At 41.7% G+C, this 17,295-nt stretch carries 16 protein-coding genes; 6 read left to right on the plus strand and 10 right to left on the minus strand.

Annotated features, from left to right (window positions below; genetic code table 11):
- The first annotated feature begins 201 nt into the window (after nt 1–201).
- On the plus strand, nt 202–972 hold the full coding sequence (locus FQ083_RS10980) for a DUF3108 domain-containing protein (RefSeq protein WP_149409884.1): 771 nt from the start codon (nt 202–204) through the stop codon (nt 970–972).
- A gap of 122 nt (nt 973–1,094) precedes the next feature.
- Here FQ083_RS10980 and FQ083_RS10985 read toward each other — a convergent pair whose 3' ends face one another.
- The gene (locus FQ083_RS10985; protein WP_020442832.1) at nt 1,095–1,577 is read right to left on the minus strand and encodes a hypothetical protein; all 483 of its coding nucleotides are present in this window, start codon (nt 1,575–1,577) and stop codon (nt 1,095–1,097) included.
- Between the two features lie 52 nt (nt 1,578–1,629).
- Entirely contained in the window at nt 1,630–2,247 is a 618-nt protein-coding gene (gene wrbA, locus FQ083_RS10990) for an NAD(P)H:quinone oxidoreductase (protein WP_149409885.1), read from the minus strand.
- A 252-nt stretch (nt 2,248–2,499) separates the two neighbouring features.
- Here wrbA and FQ083_RS10995 point away from each other — a divergent pair, with 252 nt between their 5' ends.
- From FQ083_RS10995 to FQ083_RS11005, 3 genes are all read left to right on the plus strand, one after another.
- Nucleotides 2,500–4,068: a YihY family inner membrane protein gene (locus tag FQ083_RS10995; RefSeq protein ID WP_188004109.1), complete on the plus strand. Its 1,569-nt coding sequence runs from the start codon at nt 2,500–2,502 to the stop codon at nt 4,066–4,068.
- Nucleotides 4,069–4,258: 190 nt separating this feature from the next.
- Entirely contained in the window at nt 4,259–5,881 is a 1,623-nt protein-coding gene (locus FQ083_RS11000; protein ID WP_262881111.1) for a DUF2254 domain-containing protein, read from the plus strand.
- Nucleotides 5,882–5,915: 34 nt separating this feature from the next.
- On the plus strand, nt 5,916–7,190 hold the full coding sequence (locus FQ083_RS11005; protein ID WP_149409888.1) for a cation:proton antiporter: 1,275 nt from the start codon (nt 5,916–5,918) through the stop codon (nt 7,188–7,190).
- Nucleotides 7,191–7,282: 92 nt separating this feature from the next.
- Here the strand turns inward: FQ083_RS11005 and FQ083_RS11010 are convergent, their stop codons facing one another.
- From FQ083_RS11010 to FQ083_RS11020, 3 genes are all read right to left on the minus strand, one after another.
- Nucleotides 7,283–7,846: a DUF2127 domain-containing protein gene (locus FQ083_RS11010; RefSeq protein WP_149409889.1), complete on the minus strand. Its 564-nt coding sequence runs from the start codon at nt 7,844–7,846 to the stop codon at nt 7,283–7,285.
- Nucleotides 7,839–9,020: a dihydroorotase gene (locus FQ083_RS11015; RefSeq protein WP_149409890.1), complete on the minus strand. Its 1,182-nt coding sequence runs from the start codon at nt 9,018–9,020 to the stop codon at nt 7,839–7,841. Before FQ083_RS11015 ends, FQ083_RS11010 begins: the two co-directional genes overlap by 8 nt.
- A 90-nt stretch (nt 9,021–9,110) precedes the next feature.
- Nucleotides 9,111–10,184: an aspartate carbamoyltransferase catalytic subunit gene (locus FQ083_RS11020; RefSeq protein WP_149409891.1), complete on the minus strand. Its 1,074-nt coding sequence runs from the start codon at nt 10,182–10,184 to the stop codon at nt 9,111–9,113.
- Nucleotides 10,185–10,588: 404 nt separating this feature from the next.
- Here FQ083_RS11020 and FQ083_RS11025 point away from each other — a divergent pair, with 404 nt between their 5' ends.
- Nucleotides 10,589–11,572 (plus strand): class 1 fructose-bisphosphatase, encoded by a 984-nt coding sequence (locus tag FQ083_RS11025; protein ID WP_149409892.1) that lies wholly within the window; start codon nt 10,589–10,591, stop codon nt 11,570–11,572.
- Between the two features lie 98 nt (nt 11,573–11,670).
- On the plus strand, nt 11,671–12,465 hold the full coding sequence (locus tag FQ083_RS11030; protein WP_149409893.1) for a TrmH family RNA methyltransferase: 795 nt from the start codon (nt 11,671–11,673) through the stop codon (nt 12,463–12,465).
- A 103-nt stretch (nt 12,466–12,568) separates the two neighbouring features.
- On the opposite strand, the gene FQ083_RS11035 is transcribed toward FQ083_RS11030, so the two are convergent.
- The 5 genes from FQ083_RS11035 to ilvC form a co-directional block, all read right to left on the minus strand.
- On the minus strand, nt 12,569–13,501 hold the full coding sequence (locus tag FQ083_RS11035) for an electron transfer flavoprotein subunit alpha/FixB family protein (RefSeq protein ID WP_149409894.1): 933 nt from the start codon (nt 13,499–13,501) through the stop codon (nt 12,569–12,571).
- Between the two features lie 131 nt (nt 13,502–13,632).
- Nucleotides 13,633–14,382, minus strand: a complete 750-nt coding sequence (locus tag FQ083_RS11040) for an electron transfer flavoprotein subunit beta/FixA family protein (RefSeq protein WP_011512880.1) — start codon at nt 14,380–14,382, stop codon at nt 13,633–13,635.
- A 589-nt stretch (nt 14,383–14,971) separates the two neighbouring features.
- The gene (locus tag FQ083_RS11045; RefSeq protein ID WP_010196799.1) at nt 14,972–15,184 is read right to left on the minus strand and encodes a cold-shock protein; all 213 of its coding nucleotides are present in this window, start codon (nt 15,182–15,184) and stop codon (nt 14,972–14,974) included.
- 377 nt (nt 15,185–15,561) lie between these two features.
- Nucleotides 15,562–15,987: a hypothetical protein gene (locus FQ083_RS11050; protein ID WP_149409895.1), complete on the minus strand. Its 426-nt coding sequence runs from the start codon at nt 15,985–15,987 to the stop codon at nt 15,562–15,564.
- Between the two features lie 287 nt (nt 15,988–16,274).
- Complete coding sequence (ilvC, locus tag FQ083_RS11055) at nt 16,275–17,291, minus strand: ketol-acid reductoisomerase (protein ID WP_011279823.1); 1,017 nt, start codon at nt 17,289–17,291, stop codon at nt 16,275–16,277.
- Between the last annotated feature and the right edge of the window lie 4 nt (nt 17,292–17,295).

Below are 17,295 nucleotides of genomic sequence, written 5' to 3' on the forward strand. Positions count from 1 at the left end.
ATTTACAGCAAGTTACTCATAGGCCAAGCATTACTTAAGATAGTAACATCAACTACAAGAGCCAAACGTCAGCGTAAGTTCTCCCTCTTGAAAATGTAACAGAGTATGACCATTATAAGCATTGAAAATATAATATTAATTAACAGTAAGATCCAATCGACTTAAATAAGTTATTTGATATCAATCTATTAAGGACTGTTCATGAGTTTTTCATTTACCAATAAAAAACCATCCATAACCGACTATAATGACAAGAATAACGGTAAGGTTAAATTCTTAACTGCGTTGACTACTGGAGCGAGCATAGCGACTATCAGCGCTTTAAGTATGGCTGCACCAACGATTGCCAGTGCAAAAGACATTCAACCGTCGAGCGCCGACTATACGTTTACGATTGAAGACAAGTATAAAGGTACTGCCACTCGTGCTTTAGATAAGTCAGGCAACACATGGAAATATAATGTCGATGCACGGGTTGCCGGTATCGCAAGTGCTGCGCAACATAGTACCTTTACTATCAACGGTAATGCGGTTGTTCCAACACAAGCCAGTACCACTTATAAACTACTGGGTATCGGTCGTACGCATAAACTCGATTTTAATCCCCGTAGTAAAAAAGTCGTGAGTAATTATAGAGGCAAATCGACCACGTTAAATATGGCGCAGCAAGCATTTGATGATTTGAGCCTTGAAGTGCAAATTCGCCAAGACTTGTTAAATGGTAAATTCTCTGGCAATTACTACATGGCAAAACATGACAAAATCGAAAAAACGCCGTTTAAAAAATCTGGTAATACCAAGATAACGGTCCCTGCTGGTACCTTTGATACGGTGCGTGTCGACCGTATCCATGATGACAATAGCCGTTCGACCAGTTTTTGGTTGGCACCAAGCTTAGATTACTTACCGGTAAGAGTAAGCCAGATTAATGATGGTAAGAAGATGGATTTAGAGTTGTCTAAAGTGAACTAATAGCCTCAAATCTACAGCTTAAAACATTAAAAAAGCAGCATGCTAAATAGCGTGCCGCTTTTTTAATGTAAATTTTTTATTAAGCACTACGGAAAAATAGCATTGGAATAGATATCAATGACTTATGAGCGTGGCTGTTTAACCACATTATTCATCGAAGGTAGGCGCTTTAATAAGATAAACAGCCAGATATTAATCGCAAATAGCAGGACGAAATCAATGAAATAAACAGCGATTTCTGCCCAACTACTGCCATAAGCACGTGTGAACAATACAACCCCACTTGCCCCTAAATATACCAAAGTAAACATGCTGTCTATTAATAGCGCATAAGGCGAGCGCCCGCGTAGTATCGATGGTGTTAAGACAAATGCTGGTACTAACCATAGCGCTTGCCATGCAATACCGCCGATAATATCAGGATGACTAGGATTAAAGATATTGATCAAAAGAGGCAAAGCAAGCAATCGAAAGGTTAACCAAACCAGCCATGTCACCATTAGGCGCTGACGAACAGGCATAATCGGTTTTAACAGCTGAGTTGATTGACTGCTTGTTTCGGATATTTGCTGTTGACTGTCGTCATGAGAAAGGTTAGTAGCCATTAGAGGTATATATTTCCTAATTGTTCATGCCAAACAGTAATAGATAAGCGCATTAACGGCTCCAGTTAGCTTGCGCTAATGCAGATGCCGTGATCGCCAAGCGACGCCCTTGAGCGATGCCAAGCTCGCGCTCATCAGCAGAGACAGCCTGATCATGGGATGCGCCGCTCACATGACTTGCACCATAGGGTGAACCGCCACGCGTGGTACGGTTTAAAGCAGGTTCAGCATAAGGGACGCCCACAATCATCATACCATGATGCAACAGTGGTAACATCATCGTCAGCAAGGTCGTCTCTTGACCGCCATGCATAGAGCCTGTCGCCGTAAATACTGACGCTGGCTTGTTCTGTAGATTGCCTGCCAGCCAAATGGTGACGGTATTGTCCCAAAAATACTTCATGGGCGCGGCCATATTACCAAAATGGGTTGGGCTACCAAGTGCCAGACCGCTGCAATTTTTTAGATCTTCCATCGTGCAATATAAATCACCTTCATCAGGAATCGCAGGCTTGCTTACCGTGGTTTCAGGCGCGACTGTCGGTACCGTACGGATGCGCACGGTCATGCCCGCCTCTTCGATACCCTGAGCGATAGCATAGGCTAATGTCTTAGTCGTACCATAATTTGAATAATAGAGTACCAAAACATAAGGGGCGGTCTGACTCATTAGCAAAACTTCCTTATAAAATCGTTAACAGTAATATAGATACTGCCCATTATGCCCGAGTCATTCACTGACATGCAAACAAACCCTGCTACTTGGCAGCATACTTAACCTAGCAGCCAAGCAAATCATCTGCAGTACTTTACTTAACTACTCAATACAATCTAATGCATATTGACACAATTAACGCGCAGATTCAGACAGACCATGTTTGCTACACTATCCGCACTCTATTATCCTTGCTAGATGGTCGTTATGGAAAATCTATTAAAAAAAATACCTTTTTTACACCAACGTTGGTTTCAGTTCTTACGTTTTTTGACGCGGCACTTTTTTGAGGATAATTGTCAGCAAAAAGCTGCATCATTAACCTATACGACTTTGTTGTCGATTGTGCCTATCTTAACCGTACTGCTGATGATTTTGTCTTCAGTGCCAGCACTTGCTTCAGTTAGAGCGCAGATTTATGAAGTCATTTATAGCAACTTGCTGCCACAATCGAGCTTGCAAGTCAGTAAATATATCAATAACTTCGCTGAAAAATCATCAAACCTCACCATCATTGGAGCGATGTTCTTACTTTTTACTACCATCATGACTTTGACCACCATTGAGCGCGCTTTCAACCAAATATGGCGCGTAGAAGATCGTTCTGGCGGCATGAGAAGTATGCTGCGCTATTGGACCATCGTCACGTTAGGACCCTTGGTATTGGGTACGGCATTCATCGCCTCAAGTGCTGTACAAAGCCTGAGTTTGTTAAATAGACAAATTGGCGGCTATGGTATTGATTGGTCGTTTTGGGTACAGATAGTATCCATTGCAGTTACGATCGCTGGTTTTATCAGTATGTATTGGTTTATTCCAAAAGCGCGAGTACCAGCAAAAAATGCTGCGATTGCAGGTGTCTTTGTAGCGATTGTCTTTGAGCTGATGAAACATCTATTTGGTACAGTGATGGCGAACTTTACCAGTTATGAAGCGATCTATGGCGCATTTGCTGCGCTGCCGATTTTCTTATTATGGATATATCTGTCATGGAATCTGATTTTATTAGGGGTTGAGATCAGCTATACCCTAACGATATTTGAGACAAAAGAGGTTTATCCGCGCCATCCATTTTTAAGCTTGCTTGATATGTTAAATCTCGTTTATACCCATCACTTAAAAGGCGAAGCGGTGAGCGAACAAGCGCTACGCAATGTCCTCGGACGTAAAGAGCTGCCAAAATGGTATACCTATATCAATTATCTGCAAGACAGCAACTTGATTACCATGACAGAAGATGAGCACTATGTACTCAAAAGAGATTTGAGCAAAATGACCTTGTGGGATTTTTATCGTACCCTGCCTTATCCATTGCCTATCAAAGATGAACTTGATGAGATGAGCCTAGAAGACCAAAAACCTTGGCTTAGCTTATTGATTAATCGCTTTGAAAATACCGAAGCCTATGCCAAAGCACAATTGAATGTGCCGCTCGGTGCTATTTTTGCCCATAGTGAACCACGTAAGAAAACCTCTGATGACAAATCCACTAACCATAAAAACGAAAAGTTTCAAAAAGAGAAAAATGAGTTTTTTAGGAAATCTAGCGCAGCTACCTCCAGTCATTTATTACAAGAGCCTTTAGATAGTAAGGATGACATGCCGAAGTTTGAACCAGTCGCTTATGATAAGGATAGCGACATAGAGCGTGACGAGCACAATCGTGAAATTCTTATTCCACAAGACAGCATTGACGATAAAAATCAAATAAACGCTAATTTTTCTAATGCTAAACGCGATATTATTACTGAAGCCGATAACCCAAGATCGATTTGAGAGTCTAAATAATAAGACCTCTCTATAAAAAAAAGTTCCAAATGGAGCTTATTTTTTTATCCTGTTTTTAATGGATTATTTGCAGTGAATCAGGTAATTTGTTTTTAAGAGCTTTTGTTGTCAGCAGTCTGATTCTATAGAACTGCTGGCAACAAAAGAAATACTACGATCATTTTTGGAGCTCCTCACGTTGACTAAACATGCTGAAGACAACTTATTTAAGCGTCTATCAACGTCAAGTCTCAAAAGACTGCGGCAGTTTTTTCAGTTATGGTCGCTAAAAACGCTTACCAATTTACCCGATCGCCTAACGAATTTGTGGCAACAGCTGATTGGCTCTTACTGGTTTATACCGACTGCCTGTGTGCTGGTAGGCATCTTGCTCGCTCCTATCCTTGTAACGATCGATGAGCATTTTGATCGCGACATGGTCAGAGAGATTACCTTTGCCTTCACTGGCGATGATGACGCCGCGCGCGCTATTATGACCACCATTGCCGGTGCAGTACTTGGCGTGGCAGGCACGACTTTCTCGATTACCATTGCTGTATTATCAATGGCATCTTCACAATTTGGTCCTAGATTACTCCGTAATTTTTTGACTGATACGCCCAATCAGTTCGTTTTGGGCGCGTTCATCGGTACGTTTAGCTATAGTTTGCTAGTGTTAAAAGCCATTCATAAATACGATGTTGGTTTTGGTGTGCCGCAATTGTCGGTGACTTTTGCCATTATTATGGCGATTATTTGTGCCCTTCTACTGGTCTATTTTGTACAGCATATGGTACATGCCATTCAGGCATCGCATGTGATTGAAGGTGCCAGCAATGAGGCAATTAAAAACATTCATTATTGGTACAGCGACCGCTGCGATATCGAGCACCAACGTAATATCGAGCATCATGATATCGAACAATTTCATCACTGGTCTGCGACGCCTATTTATCCACCGTACTCTGGCTATTTGCAGCAGATTTATTTTGAATCGCTCATTACCCTATCGCAAGATTATGGCGGTGTGGTAGAAATAAATAGCAGTCTCGGTCACTTTGTCACCGACAAAAATGTGATTGGCTATTTTTATCAGCGTCCGGCGGACCATCCAACTAACCTACAAAAAACAAAAACGCCTCATTTGGCGCTTGTGCCACGTTCGCCTGATGGGCTGTTTTGGCAACGTTTTGCTGGTTGTATACGCCTTGAACAGCGCTTGACGCAATCTAATGATATTGCCTATAGCTTAGGGCAAATGACTGAAATTGCTGTCCGCGCATTGTCACCAGGTATCAATGACCCAAAAACAGCGGTTAACTGTGTTCAATCGCTGACCAGCTGTCTGAGCATTATGATGCGCTGTCAACCGCCGACGCCGTATCATTTTTATAAACCGTTAGATGAGACAGATACACCAGATACTATCAGCCATCAGCCGTCAGCCATCCTTGCCGTTGTTACACGTATCCCTAAAATATCAGATTTTATTGATAGCTCACTTGGTGAGATACGGCGTTATGCGGCAGCAGATTTGATGGTATTAAAGGCGCTATGTCAAGCAATGATTGACTTGAATTATGCTAGGGTTAATGAGGCGCAGCAGCAAACGCTCATACATGAGATAAAATTGATTGAGCGTGCCGGCGCGGATAATTTAAATTACCATCAACTCGCTGATGATTTGACCGCAATGTGCCAACAAGCAGAGAAATTTATTATGAGTGAAAACGCCCAGCATCACTATTTTCATTATGTCAGTGATTTTGATGCCCATATTCGTCAGGCACTACAAGCCCAATCGAAACAAGGCAGAGTATAGTTGACACCTCTTATTACCCACTTGAGACTTTTTTATGGACCCTACGAGCAGCCTGACCATACTCGAAATTAGCGCGATATTTTTATCTATCACTGCCCTATTAACTTACGTTAACCATCGATTTATTGGCCTACCCACAACTATCGGTGTAATGGTTATCTCGATATTATTGTCGATCGGGGCGATATTTTTAGGATTTTTAGGGTTTGATCAGCTTATTGATTATGAAGTCAGTTTATTAGGTCAGCTTGATTTCACTGAAGTCTTACTTGATGGCATGCTTTCTATGCTTTTATTTGCTGCCGCTTTGCACGTCAATATTGGTGATCTAAAACGTTATAAGCTGCCTATTGGTATTCTAGCTTTCATAGGTACTTTAGTATCAGCGCTGCTGATTGCAGGTGCTCTATATCTAATGTTGCCGCTGTTTGGTTTCGAGCTGTCTTTTTTATGGTGCTTACTATTTGGCGCTTTGATATCTCCAACCGACCCTATTGCAGTGATGGGTATTTTAGCCTCTGCTGGTGCCCCAAAAAGCATAGAGACGGTCATCGCGGGCGAATCGCTATTTAACGATGGTATCGGCGTCGTCATTTTTGTACTGCTGCTCGGTATTTTATCGAGCGGTGATATCCCAACCGCCAATTATGTGGTGCATACCTTGGCAGTCGAGGCTGGTGGCGGTATTATTTTTGGCTTAGTACTTGGCGCGATTTTATATTACATGCTCAAAAGCATCGATAGCTATCAAGAAGAGGTTCTACTGACCCTTGCCGGTGTCATAGGCGGCTATGCGCTGGCCAGTCATTGGCATTTATCGGGACCACTAGCAATGGTAATGATGGGGCTGATGCTTGGTAATCGTGGACGAGCACTAGCGATGAGTGATAAAACGCGCCATTATGTTGATTTGTTTTGGGAATTGATCGATGAGATTTTGAACGCAATTTTATTTGTATTAATCGGTCTTGAAGTGGTGATGATTGCTTATTCAGCCAATTTATTTATCGCTGGCGCCTTAACGATTGTGATTGCCTTACTTGCTCGATTTATTGTGGTCGGCATGACCACCAAAACCTTTCATCGACAACTTGACTTGCCAGCAGGGGCTTGGAAGGTGCTAACATGGGGTGGACTACGAGGTGGTATTTCAGTTGCTTTAGTATTGCAACTCCCAACAGGATCTGAACGCGATATACTCTTGGCCCTAACTTATGCAGTGGTTATATTTTCTATACTGGTACAAGGGTTAAGTGTAGGCAAGGTCGCTAAAAGCATTCGTACTGATGAAAAAACAGCCAATATATAAATCTTAGATTACATTATTTATAAAAAAGCCAGTTTAAGATAAATATCTTAAACTGGCTTTCTAAATTGTCATTTGAACCTAAGGAAACCTGATTAGATTAAACCCTTTCGTTTCATATTACGATAAACCACAATCACAATAATAATATTCGACACCAATATGGCAAGTTTGAACCAATCAAACGGGCTCACAATCAGATAGTAGAGTTCAATAGGAATAAATATTCCATAACCCAGTACCCCAAACCAGTAAGCCCATGTTTTATCTTGCCATAAGCCATATGCCTCGACAAAACGCAAACTGGCATAAGCAAAAATCAATAATAAGAATATCGACCAGTTTTTGCTTGCCATCTGTGCAATACGTACCGCACTGTCAACTTGCGGCGCTAATAACTGACCAAATACTTGTTGCCAAGAAGCCGTCGCCGTAATGAGCCAATGCTCAAGGTCGGTATGCCACGACCATAAAGCCAATGCACCTAGTAGTGCGCCAATACCTTTTACGACTTCATAGATTGCTACTGCTTTGATAGATTCGCTTGACGTCGTGCGAGGCTCATTTTGTCGTGGGTCTAAAGACGGATGGTTATCTTTTGATGAATTGCCTTCTGACGAAGACTCTAGACTATCATCCTGCCTAGGCAAATTAGCCAAAGAAAGTCTCCACAACGCGCCCTTGCAGTGTTTGGTTAAAGAATGGCGTATTTTTGCCGTTTGATAACATGGATTCGCTAGTCACCTGCCATTCAAGATTGGGATCGATCAGTACTGCGCCACCGATAGTCTCATATTGCTCGCTGATACCCGCAATTTTCGCAGGATTTAAGCAGATTTTATCGACTAGCTGCTCAAGTGTTAACACCTCATCTTTTACCAGCTGGCACGCCAGCGCCATAAAGGTATCAAAATTTGAGATACCGGGCGTACTTTCCGCAAATGGGGCTTTTTTCGCGGTACTGTTTAACGGCTCATGATGACTACAAATTGCATCAATTGTGCCATCTTTTAGACCACGGCGAATCGCTTGCTGATCAGTATTACTACGCAAAGGGGGTAATACATATGCTTGAGCATTAAAGCCTTCCAGATTATCATCGGTTAAATACAACTGATGCATTGCCACATCACAAGTAACTGGTAAACCTTTATCTTTCGCCCAGCGCATCAGCTCAATTGACGACTTACAAGATAATTGGCTAAAGTGAGCAGCTATACCCGTTTCTTCCACCATAAGTAACTGCGTTGATAAAGCGACGGTTTCTGCAATCCAAGGAATACCCTGCAGACCATGATAAGAAGCGATATAGCCTTCATGTGCAACGCCATCACCAGATAGACTAGGCTCATCAGGATAAAAGAATACCTTCATGCCAAACGTCGCCGCATACTCAAGTGTACGTAAGAGCACTAAATCGTTTTGAAAGGGTCTGCGAGCATTGGAGACGGCAATACAGCCGCCTTTTTTAAGTCCTGCAATATTAGACGGACGTTCACCTTCTAAGCCAGCAGTCAACGCGCCCAAAATATGCAAATAGATGCCGCCATCATCGAGCGCACGCTCACGTAAGCCTTTTAACAATGAACCGTTCTCTAAAATAGGGTTGGTATCAGGTGGAATCACCACATGCAAAAAACCATTGGCACGGGCCGCACGCCCTTCTGACTCTAATGTACCATGCTGCTGTTGACCCGGCTCACGTAAGCGGGCGCACAAATCCACCAGCGGTGGTAATATCCATGTCTCGCGCTCGCTCGTCAGCTTTGCTAACTGAGCAGTGGCGATTTGTGACAGTGATTCTTTAAATACTTTTGGAAGTAAGTCGTGCATATGAACATCTGAATTCGTAATGTGAACCATGAGCGTTATTACCGTATCAATAAAATGGAATAAATAAGAATAAAACAGGCGAGCTAAATATTAATGACCAGCCGCTTGATGCGCACGCTGACCTTCCATCGCAAGCGACAATACCGCCATACGAATAGCAATGCCGTTATTAACCTGTTTTAAAATCACAGATTGCGCACCATCGGCAACGCTTGAGGCAATCTCAACACCGCGGTTCATCGGTCCTGGGTGCATAACTAGAGCATCAGGCTTAGCCAGTGCCACGCGCTCAGGAGTAATACCATAGTGCTTATAGTATTCACTCGATGAGGCGAGTAGCGGTGAGCCGATACGCTCATTTTGAATTCTCAAGCCCATAATGACATCACAGTCTGTCACGCATTCATTCATACTCTCATATACTTGCACACCAAAACGCTCAATCCCTTTTGGTAATAACGTACGAGGTGCGCAGACGCGAATGTCTTTTACACCCAATGTTTGTAGCGCACTGATGTCAGAGCGTGCTACTCGCGAGTGTTTGATATCGCCAACGATTGCAACCGACAGTTCTTCAAAAGGACGCGGCGCCTCACGGTGAATAGTCAGCATATCAAGCATGCCTTGCGTTGGATGCGCATGCCAGCCATCACCACCATTGATAATGGCAATATCTGGCGTCACTTCAGTCGCCATAAAATGTGCCGCACCTGATGCTGAATGACGTACCACAAAGATATCTGCCGTCATCGCTTGCAGATTCCATAACGTATCGCGTAAGCTTTCGCCTTTTTTGGTGCTAGAGCGTTCGATATCGATATTTAATACATTGGCACCTAAACGTTTTTCTGCTACTTCAAACGTGGTACGTGTGCGCGTCGATGGCTCAAAAAATAGATTCATCACCGTATAGCCTTCAAGCTCAGGACGGTTAATTAGCTGTCCCTTATCATCAAAAAATGACTCAGCTTTAGCGATAATCGCCTGCAGCTGGGCTTTATTAAGACCTTCGATACCTAAAAAATGACGAATACTACCATCAGTATTGAGCTGCGGACGACTCAATGACGCATCAAGTTTTTCATGAATCGTATCAGGATCAAATCTTGCGTAGTCTGTCGGCGAGACGGTAGGTAGTGATTGGCTATCGATAGAATTTGACATAAGGACACGTCTTCATTAAGGGTTTGTATGATTTTATAATAAGTTATCATTCGTTTTTTTAACGGTTTTGGCTCGATAATACGGCAGACATGCATACAGACAAGGACATTTTGCTGCTTATTTGCTACAATTTACCGCAATGATATAAGCAATATTAAAATAGATGTGGCTCTCATTTTAGAGAATAGCAGCACATCATTTGGCAACCGTATCAAAAGACAGCCTCTTAAACCATAATTGAATAATAATAGTGTTAGTGTAGCTGATTTTCAGGTCAGGACAAAGACGCCTTAGTCAGTATTTAACAATATCTCTCATATCAATATAACGTAATCAATTCTTAAACACGCATTCCATACTTAGCTTGTACCACTCTTTATCAGAATTATTCATTAGGAAACACTATGACAACCTTAGCACAGTATTTGAACACTAAAGCCACCACTCCTGCCCTCAATGACGTTATCACTACCGTTACTGACGTCGGCAAGACCATCTCACAGCTCTTAAGAAAAGGCGCTTTGGCAGACATCCTTGGTGAAGCGGGTAATCAAAATGTGCAAGGTGAAGACCAGAAGAAGTTAGATGTATTGGCCAACGATTTATTGTTAGATGCATTGGCACAAAACAGCCATTGTGCTGGTGTTGCTTCAGAAGAGCTTGATGACGCTACTCCTGCCAATGTTGATGGCAGTTTATTGGTATTGTTTGACCCACTCGATGGCTCGTCTAATATCGACATCAATATGGCTGTCGGCACCATATTCTCGATTTTACCGTACCAGCGTCAAGGTCAAGTTAGTAAAAATAGCGACTTTTTACAAGCGGGTAATCAGCAGTTAGCAGCCGGTTACTTACTATATGGCACCTCTACCGTTCTTGCGCTGACCATCACAGATAATGTAGTCATGTTTAGCCTAGATCCAGATACCAATGACTATGTATTAATAGAAGAAAATGTCACAATCGATGCCGATACTAGCGAATATGCTATCAATGCCTCAAACTACCGTTATTGGCGCGCGCCAATGCAGCAATATATCGATGAGCTTATCGCTGGCGAGACAGGCGTACGTGGTCGCGATTTTAATACGCGCTGGGTTGCCGCTATGGTTGGTGATGTTCATCGCATTCTATGCCGCGGTGGTTTATTCACATATCCATTTGATACCAAATACGCCAATAAAGCAGGCAAATTACGTCTCATGTATGAAGCCAATCCCATGAGTTTATTAATTGAACGTGCTAGCGGCGGGGCAACGGATGCAGTCAATCGCATTTTAGATATAGAGCCGCTTGACATTCATCAACGCGTGCCTGTAGTACTTGGCAGTAAAAATGAAGTCGACTATATTAAAGAGTTGCATTTAAACTACAGTGATAAGTAAGCTAATCAAGCACATTTTGACAGCACCTATAAAGCCATATCAATCATCATTTTATAGGCGCTTTCTATATTTTATACTTTTTCTCTAAGCGATCTATTATGGTAGCAAATCCCACCGAGCTTATTACTTCAGATAAGAATACAACGGTCAAGCTAGTAAAGGCGTTATTGACGCAAGCTCGCCAACGTAACAAACATGGACAAACTGTCATTGAAGGTATTCATCTTATTGATGCTGCCCTTCGTAGTGATTATCCATTTGTGCAAATATTGCTAGCAGAGTCTGCACACCACCATCCTGAGGTGCAGCAAGTTCTCACTCGCTTGCCCACTTATACGCCTATCTTAACCTTGTCGGATGCGCTTTATGAAAGTATTCGTAGCTTAGGTACTGGGATTGATATTATGGCAGTGATTAAGATGCCAACCCCTAGTCTATCTATGATTCATGATGACTGCTTGATTCTCAATGACGTTCAAGATAGTGGTAATGTCGGCACATTACTGCGTACCGCAGCAGCTGTTGGAATCAAAAACATACTTTGCACCAGCGCTACTGCGCAAGCTTGGTCACCAAAAACATTACGGGCAGGAATGGGTGCCCAGTTTGCCCTAAATATATATGAGGGATTGAGTGTACAAGAGGTTTTAGACCATGTGCAAACCCCTCTATTTGCCACCAGCTCGCACACTGATACCGTCATCTATCAGCATGATTTAAAAAAACCAATCGCTTGGATTATGGGACATGAAGGTCAAGGGGTTTGTGACGAGCTGATGCAGTGCGCAACCCCTATTGCTCTACCACAGCCCAATGGGCAAGAAAGCCTCAATGTTGCGATTGCAGGCTCACTGTGTTTGTATGAGACATTACGTCAAAGAAGTTATAGCTAATATCATTTAACTGAATCAGCAAGACGATTTTTAAGTTGAATATAAAAAAACCCGCAATCAATGATAGCGGGTTTTTTTATATTCAACTTTCACTAACAAGTACTTAGATTTTACTGGTCAGTTCAGGTAAAGCTGCAAATAAATCAGCTTCTAAGAAGTAATCGGCAACGCTAGCGATAGGTGATTCTGGGTCATTGTTGATAGCAACGATGACTTTAGAATCTTTCATACCCGCTAAATGCTGAATAGCGCCTGAAATACCAGCTGCGATATATAAGTCTGGTGCAACGATTTTACCCGTTTGACCAACCTGCATATCGTTTGGTACATAGCCTGCGTCGACAGCGGCACGTGATGCACCAACAGCAGCGCCAAGTTTATCAGCCAATGGCTCGATATATTTAGTGAAGTTTTCACCATTTGCTAGGGCACGACCACCAGAAACTACGATGCTGGCTGACGTCAATTCAGGACGATCAGATTTAGCCATCTCTTCGTTAACAAAGCTTGATTTACCAAGCTCTTGCACATTGTCAAGAGTTTCAACACTGGCTGAACCACCTTCACTTGCTACTGGATCAAAAGCAGTAGTACGTACGGTTAATACCACTTTATCTTCTGTCGTTTTAACCGTTGCTGTCGCGTTACCAGCATAGATAGGACGCTCAAACGTTTGTGCATCTACCACAGCAGAGATTTCTGATAACATGCTCACATCAAGTAATGCGGCAACGCGTGGTAAGAAATTTTTACCAGTTGTTGTAGCAGGTGCAAGAATATGACTGTACTCACCAGCAATATCAGCGACCAACAGCGCTAAGTTACCCGCCAATTGATGCTCATAAGCTGCGTTGTCTGCTAACAATACTTTGCTGACGCCTGCTGCTTTTGCCGCTTCATCAGCTGCTGCTTGCGCACCACTACCAGCTATCAATACATGAATATCACCGCCAATTTGCTGAGCAGCAGCGATCGTATTCAAAGTTGCCTTTTTTAGACTGGCATTGTCGTGTTCTGCATATACCAAAATTGCCATTGTTTTTGTCCTTTATTTATTCGTATCATCTATTCATGAGGTTGTTGGTACACAAAGCCCTATTATGTCCAAGTTCAATAAAACTTATTTAGGACGTCATGGCTTTGCAGTAGATAGGCACTAGCAAAGTATTAAATGACTTTCGCTTCGTTTCTTAGCTTATCGACCAACTCATCAACTGAACCCACTTTGATACCAGCTTTACGCTCAGCAGGTGGTACAACTTTAATAATTTCTTGCTTAGATGCCATATCAACACCAAAATCAGCAGGTGTTTTTTCATCAAGCTGCTTTTTCTTCGCTTTCATGATGTTAGGCAATTTTGCATAACGTGGCTCATTCAAACGTAAATCAGTGGTAATAACCGCTGGCAAATCAAGCGCAACCGTTTGCAAACCACCATCGATTTCACGCGTTACATTAACTTTATCGCCTTCAACCTTTACTTCTGATGCAAATGTACCCTGACCAATACCCATCAATGCCGCTAGCATTTGACCCGTTTGGTTATTATCATCATCAATCGCTTGTTTACCTAATAGAATAATATCGGTAGCTTCAGATTCAGCGATATTTTTCAGGATTTTAGCGATTTGTAGAGGATAAGGTTTTGCATCAGTTACTACCAAGATGCCACGATCAGCACCCAGTGCTAAAGCGGCACGAATCTGCTCTTGTGACTCTTTTGGACCAATTGAGGCAACGATGATTTCATCAATCACACCCGCTTCTTTAAGACGAACCGCTTCTTCTACTGCAATTTCATCAAAAGGGTTGATTGACATTTTAGTGTTAGATAAATCTACGCCAGAATTATCAGCTTTTACACGAACTTTTACGTTGTAATCAATGACACGCTTGACCGCTACTAATGCTTTCATACGTTCCTCGTTTATTAATGTTATGAATTAAAATTGCCAGTTAAGAACCAAAGGTTCATTTCTTTAAAATCGTCGTTCGAAATAGTACTCAAGGTTGATTGCTGCGTCAGCATCTATAATGTAATAAAAAATATCAGACCATAAACAATATACTGGCATCACACTCTTTATCTATAAAATCTGCCAAAGCTAAGCCAACCGTTATTATCAGACCTATGTATCTTGCGTGAGCTCAGCCCTAAGGTCAAGACAACGCCGTGAATAATGCGTCATAAATTTGTCACCATTCTACAATAAACAGTTTATAAGCGCCTAGTCACACCATTTTCTTATTGTTATTCTTATTATTTTCTGATTTCTACAAGCTATCTAAGTTATTTATAACCGTTGATATAAACCAATACCGTCTCGTTATTATAAGAATTAAATCAAAAAAAGATCATAAAAAAAGCAACCTGATCAGAGGTTGCTCTTTTTTAAAGTCTAAACAGTATTTTTATTGTTTTAACAAACAAAGGCATCAATGCATATTGATAATCTTACTGTCATTAAGCGCGCTGAAGAACAGCTTACTCAATGTCAAATGAGATTAGATAGCTTCGATTTGCTCAGCTTGTGGGCCTTTCTTGCCATCACCTAAGATGAAAGACACTTTTTGGCCTTCGGCTAGAGTTTTGAAACCACCGCCTTGGATAGCGCTGTAGTGAGCGAATACGTCTTGTCCGCCGTTGTCTTGCGCGATAAAACCAAAACCTTTAGCTTCATTAAACCACTTTACAGTGCCTTCAACTTTATCTGACATAAATTTTCCTAACTCTTTAACTGTTGGCGAGACGTGTGTCATCACCGATTAATTGATATATACCTAAGTTTTTCTTGCAGAATGCGTGGATGAAATCATTGAAACCTCTAATAGAGATCTTAATATTTTTACCCGAAATCCTTTGAGTACAAGCTGATTATAACAGCTTTTTTTAAGCGCAACAGCTTAAATTGATGATTTTTGTAACCCATTTAAGTCAATTTTAAATAATTATTACTATTAATTAATTGAGACTTAATACTTTGATATAGAATGTTTTTTTACCATTTACCTTTCGAGATTTACTATGGACTTAGATATCGCTTTCGACAAATCCCAGTGATAGGAATTATATTTGCTACTTTATTAAAAGCAAACTATACAGCAATCGGCAACCACGGTGAGCTCAATACCAATAAACATAGCGCAAAAAATATCAGCGAAAATGACTGACTATAAGCGATATATTTAGCAGGTATGACCAAGTCTTTCGGAGAGTCAGGAATGCCTTTACGCTTCAATAAACGTGCGCCATAGATCCAGCCAAAGGTCGTATAAAGACCGTAAGCCGCTGGTACAGCAACGGCTAGTGGTGTCAAATCAATCGTATATAGCATCACTACTGAGATGAAAAACCATGAGGTATCTAGAATTGAGCTGATTTGAAAGAACTTAGAGTTGGGTAGTTTGCCGCCGGTTTTTTTGAGCATCTCCCCTTCGACCCAAATCAAAACGGCAACGACAGCGCTCAGAGTAATGTATATGAATTGCGGTGTTAGCCAATCAGGATAAGATATTTGCACAACAGACAACCTATAATCTATAGAATAAAAGAATCCTTGGCATTTATATTGCAAGAATAAAAATAACAAGGATAAAAATAGAGATACCTATTTAACCGAGTAAGCCGTTAATAGATATGATAATGCTTGCCTATATTAGGCAGCGAAGTCAGATTTTCAACCAACACAGACTGGCGATGATAAAAATATTTTATAAAACATCGCCTACTAAAAATAAAAAGCCCATGCTATCACTGATAACATGGGCTTTTTTAGACTATTTTTTTTACTAATTACTCAATATCAAATTAGTTTTTGTCTTTATCGATGATTTTGTTGCCGCCGATCCAAGGCATCATACCACGTAGCTTAGCGCCCGTGATTTCGATTTGATGCTCTGCATTGTTACGACGACGAGCAGTCATTGATGGATAGTTGGTTGCGCCTTCACTGATGAACATTTTTGCATATTCGCCAGATTGAATGCGTTTTAGCGCATTACGCATGGCTTCACGTGATTGCTCATTGATCACTTCAGGACCAGTCACATATTCGCCATATTCAGCGTTATTACTGATTGAGTAGTTCATGTCAGCGATACCGCCTTCATACATCAAGTCGACAATAAGCTTTAGCTCATGTAAGCACTCAAAGTAAGCCATTTCTGGTGCATAGCCCGCTTCAGTTAAGGTCTCAAAACCCATTTTTACTAGCTCTACTGCGCCACCACAAAGAACCGCTTGCTCACCAAATAGGTCAGTTTCAGTTTCATCTTTAAAGGTCGTTTCGATAATACCTGAACGTCCACCACCAACACCAGCAGCATAAGATAGTGCTAATTGCTTGGCTTGACCTGACGCATCTTGATAGATAGCGATAAGATCTGGGATACCACCGCCTTTGGCGAATTCTGAACGAACGGTATGACCTGGTGCTTTTGGTGCCACCATGATGACGTCAAGATCGCTACGTGGTATAACTTGGTTATAATGAATCGCAAAACCATGAGCAAAGGCCAGTGTCGCGCCCTGCTTGATATTTGGCTCGATCACATCGTTATAAAGCTCTTTTTGGAATTCATCAGGCGTCAAAATCATGATGATGTCAGCAGCTTTTACTGCTTCTTCTACTTCAGCAACTTTTAAGCCAGCATTTTCTGCTTTCTTCCATGAGCCTGAGTCTGCACGTAGACCAACGGTCACATCGACGTTTGAATCTTGTAGGTTAAGCGCGTGCGCATGACCTTGTGAACCATAACCAATAATGGCAACTTTTTTACCTTGGACGATTGATAGATCACAATCTTTATCATAATAAACGTTCATAAAC

Source organism: Psychrobacter sp. ANT_H59 (assembly GCF_008369225.1).
Taxonomy (GTDB): domain Bacteria; phylum Pseudomonadota; class Gammaproteobacteria; order Pseudomonadales; family Moraxellaceae; genus Psychrobacter; species Psychrobacter cryohalolentis.

Excerpts from the sequence above, each read along its gene's own strand:
- FQ083_RS10980 (WP_149409884.1), top strand. The coding sequence starts at position 202 with ATGAGTTTTTCATTTACCAATAAAAAACCATCCATAACCGACTATAAT.
- FQ083_RS10985 (WP_020442832.1), bottom strand. The coding sequence starts at position 1,577 with ATGGCTACTAACCTTTCTCATGACGACAGTCAACAGCAAATATCCGAA.
- wrbA (WP_149409885.1), bottom strand. The coding sequence starts at position 2,247 with ATGAGTCAGACCGCCCCTTATGTTTTGGTACTCTATTATTCAAATTAT.
- FQ083_RS10995 (WP_188004109.1), top strand. The coding sequence starts at position 2,500 with ATGGAAAATCTATTAAAAAAAATACCTTTTTTACACCAACGTTGGTTT.
- FQ083_RS11005 (WP_149409888.1), top strand. The coding sequence starts at position 5,916 with ATGGACCCTACGAGCAGCCTGACCATACTCGAAATTAGCGCGATATTT.
- FQ083_RS11015 (WP_149409890.1), bottom strand. The coding sequence starts at position 9,020 with ATGCACGACTTACTTCCAAAAGTATTTAAAGAATCACTGTCACAAATC.
- FQ083_RS11020 (WP_149409891.1), bottom strand. The coding sequence starts at position 10,184 with ATGTCAAATTCTATCGATAGCCAATCACTACCTACCGTCTCGCCGACA.
- FQ083_RS11025 (WP_149409892.1), top strand. The coding sequence starts at position 10,589 with ATGACAACCTTAGCACAGTATTTGAACACTAAAGCCACCACTCCTGCC.
- FQ083_RS11030 (WP_149409893.1), top strand. The coding sequence starts at position 11,671 with ATGGTAGCAAATCCCACCGAGCTTATTACTTCAGATAAGAATACAACG.
- FQ083_RS11035 (WP_149409894.1), bottom strand. The coding sequence starts at position 13,501 with ATGGCAATTTTGGTATATGCAGAACACGACAATGCCAGTCTAAAAAAG.
- FQ083_RS11040 (WP_011512880.1), bottom strand. The coding sequence starts at position 14,382 with ATGAAAGCATTAGTAGCGGTCAAGCGTGTCATTGATTACAACGTAAAA.
- FQ083_RS11045 (WP_010196799.1), bottom strand. The coding sequence starts at position 15,184 with ATGTCAGATAAAGTTGAAGGCACTGTAAAGTGGTTTAATGAAGCTAAA.
- ilvC (WP_011279823.1), bottom strand. The coding sequence starts at position 17,291 with ATGAACGTTTATTATGATAAAGATTGTGATCTATCAATCGTCCAAGGT.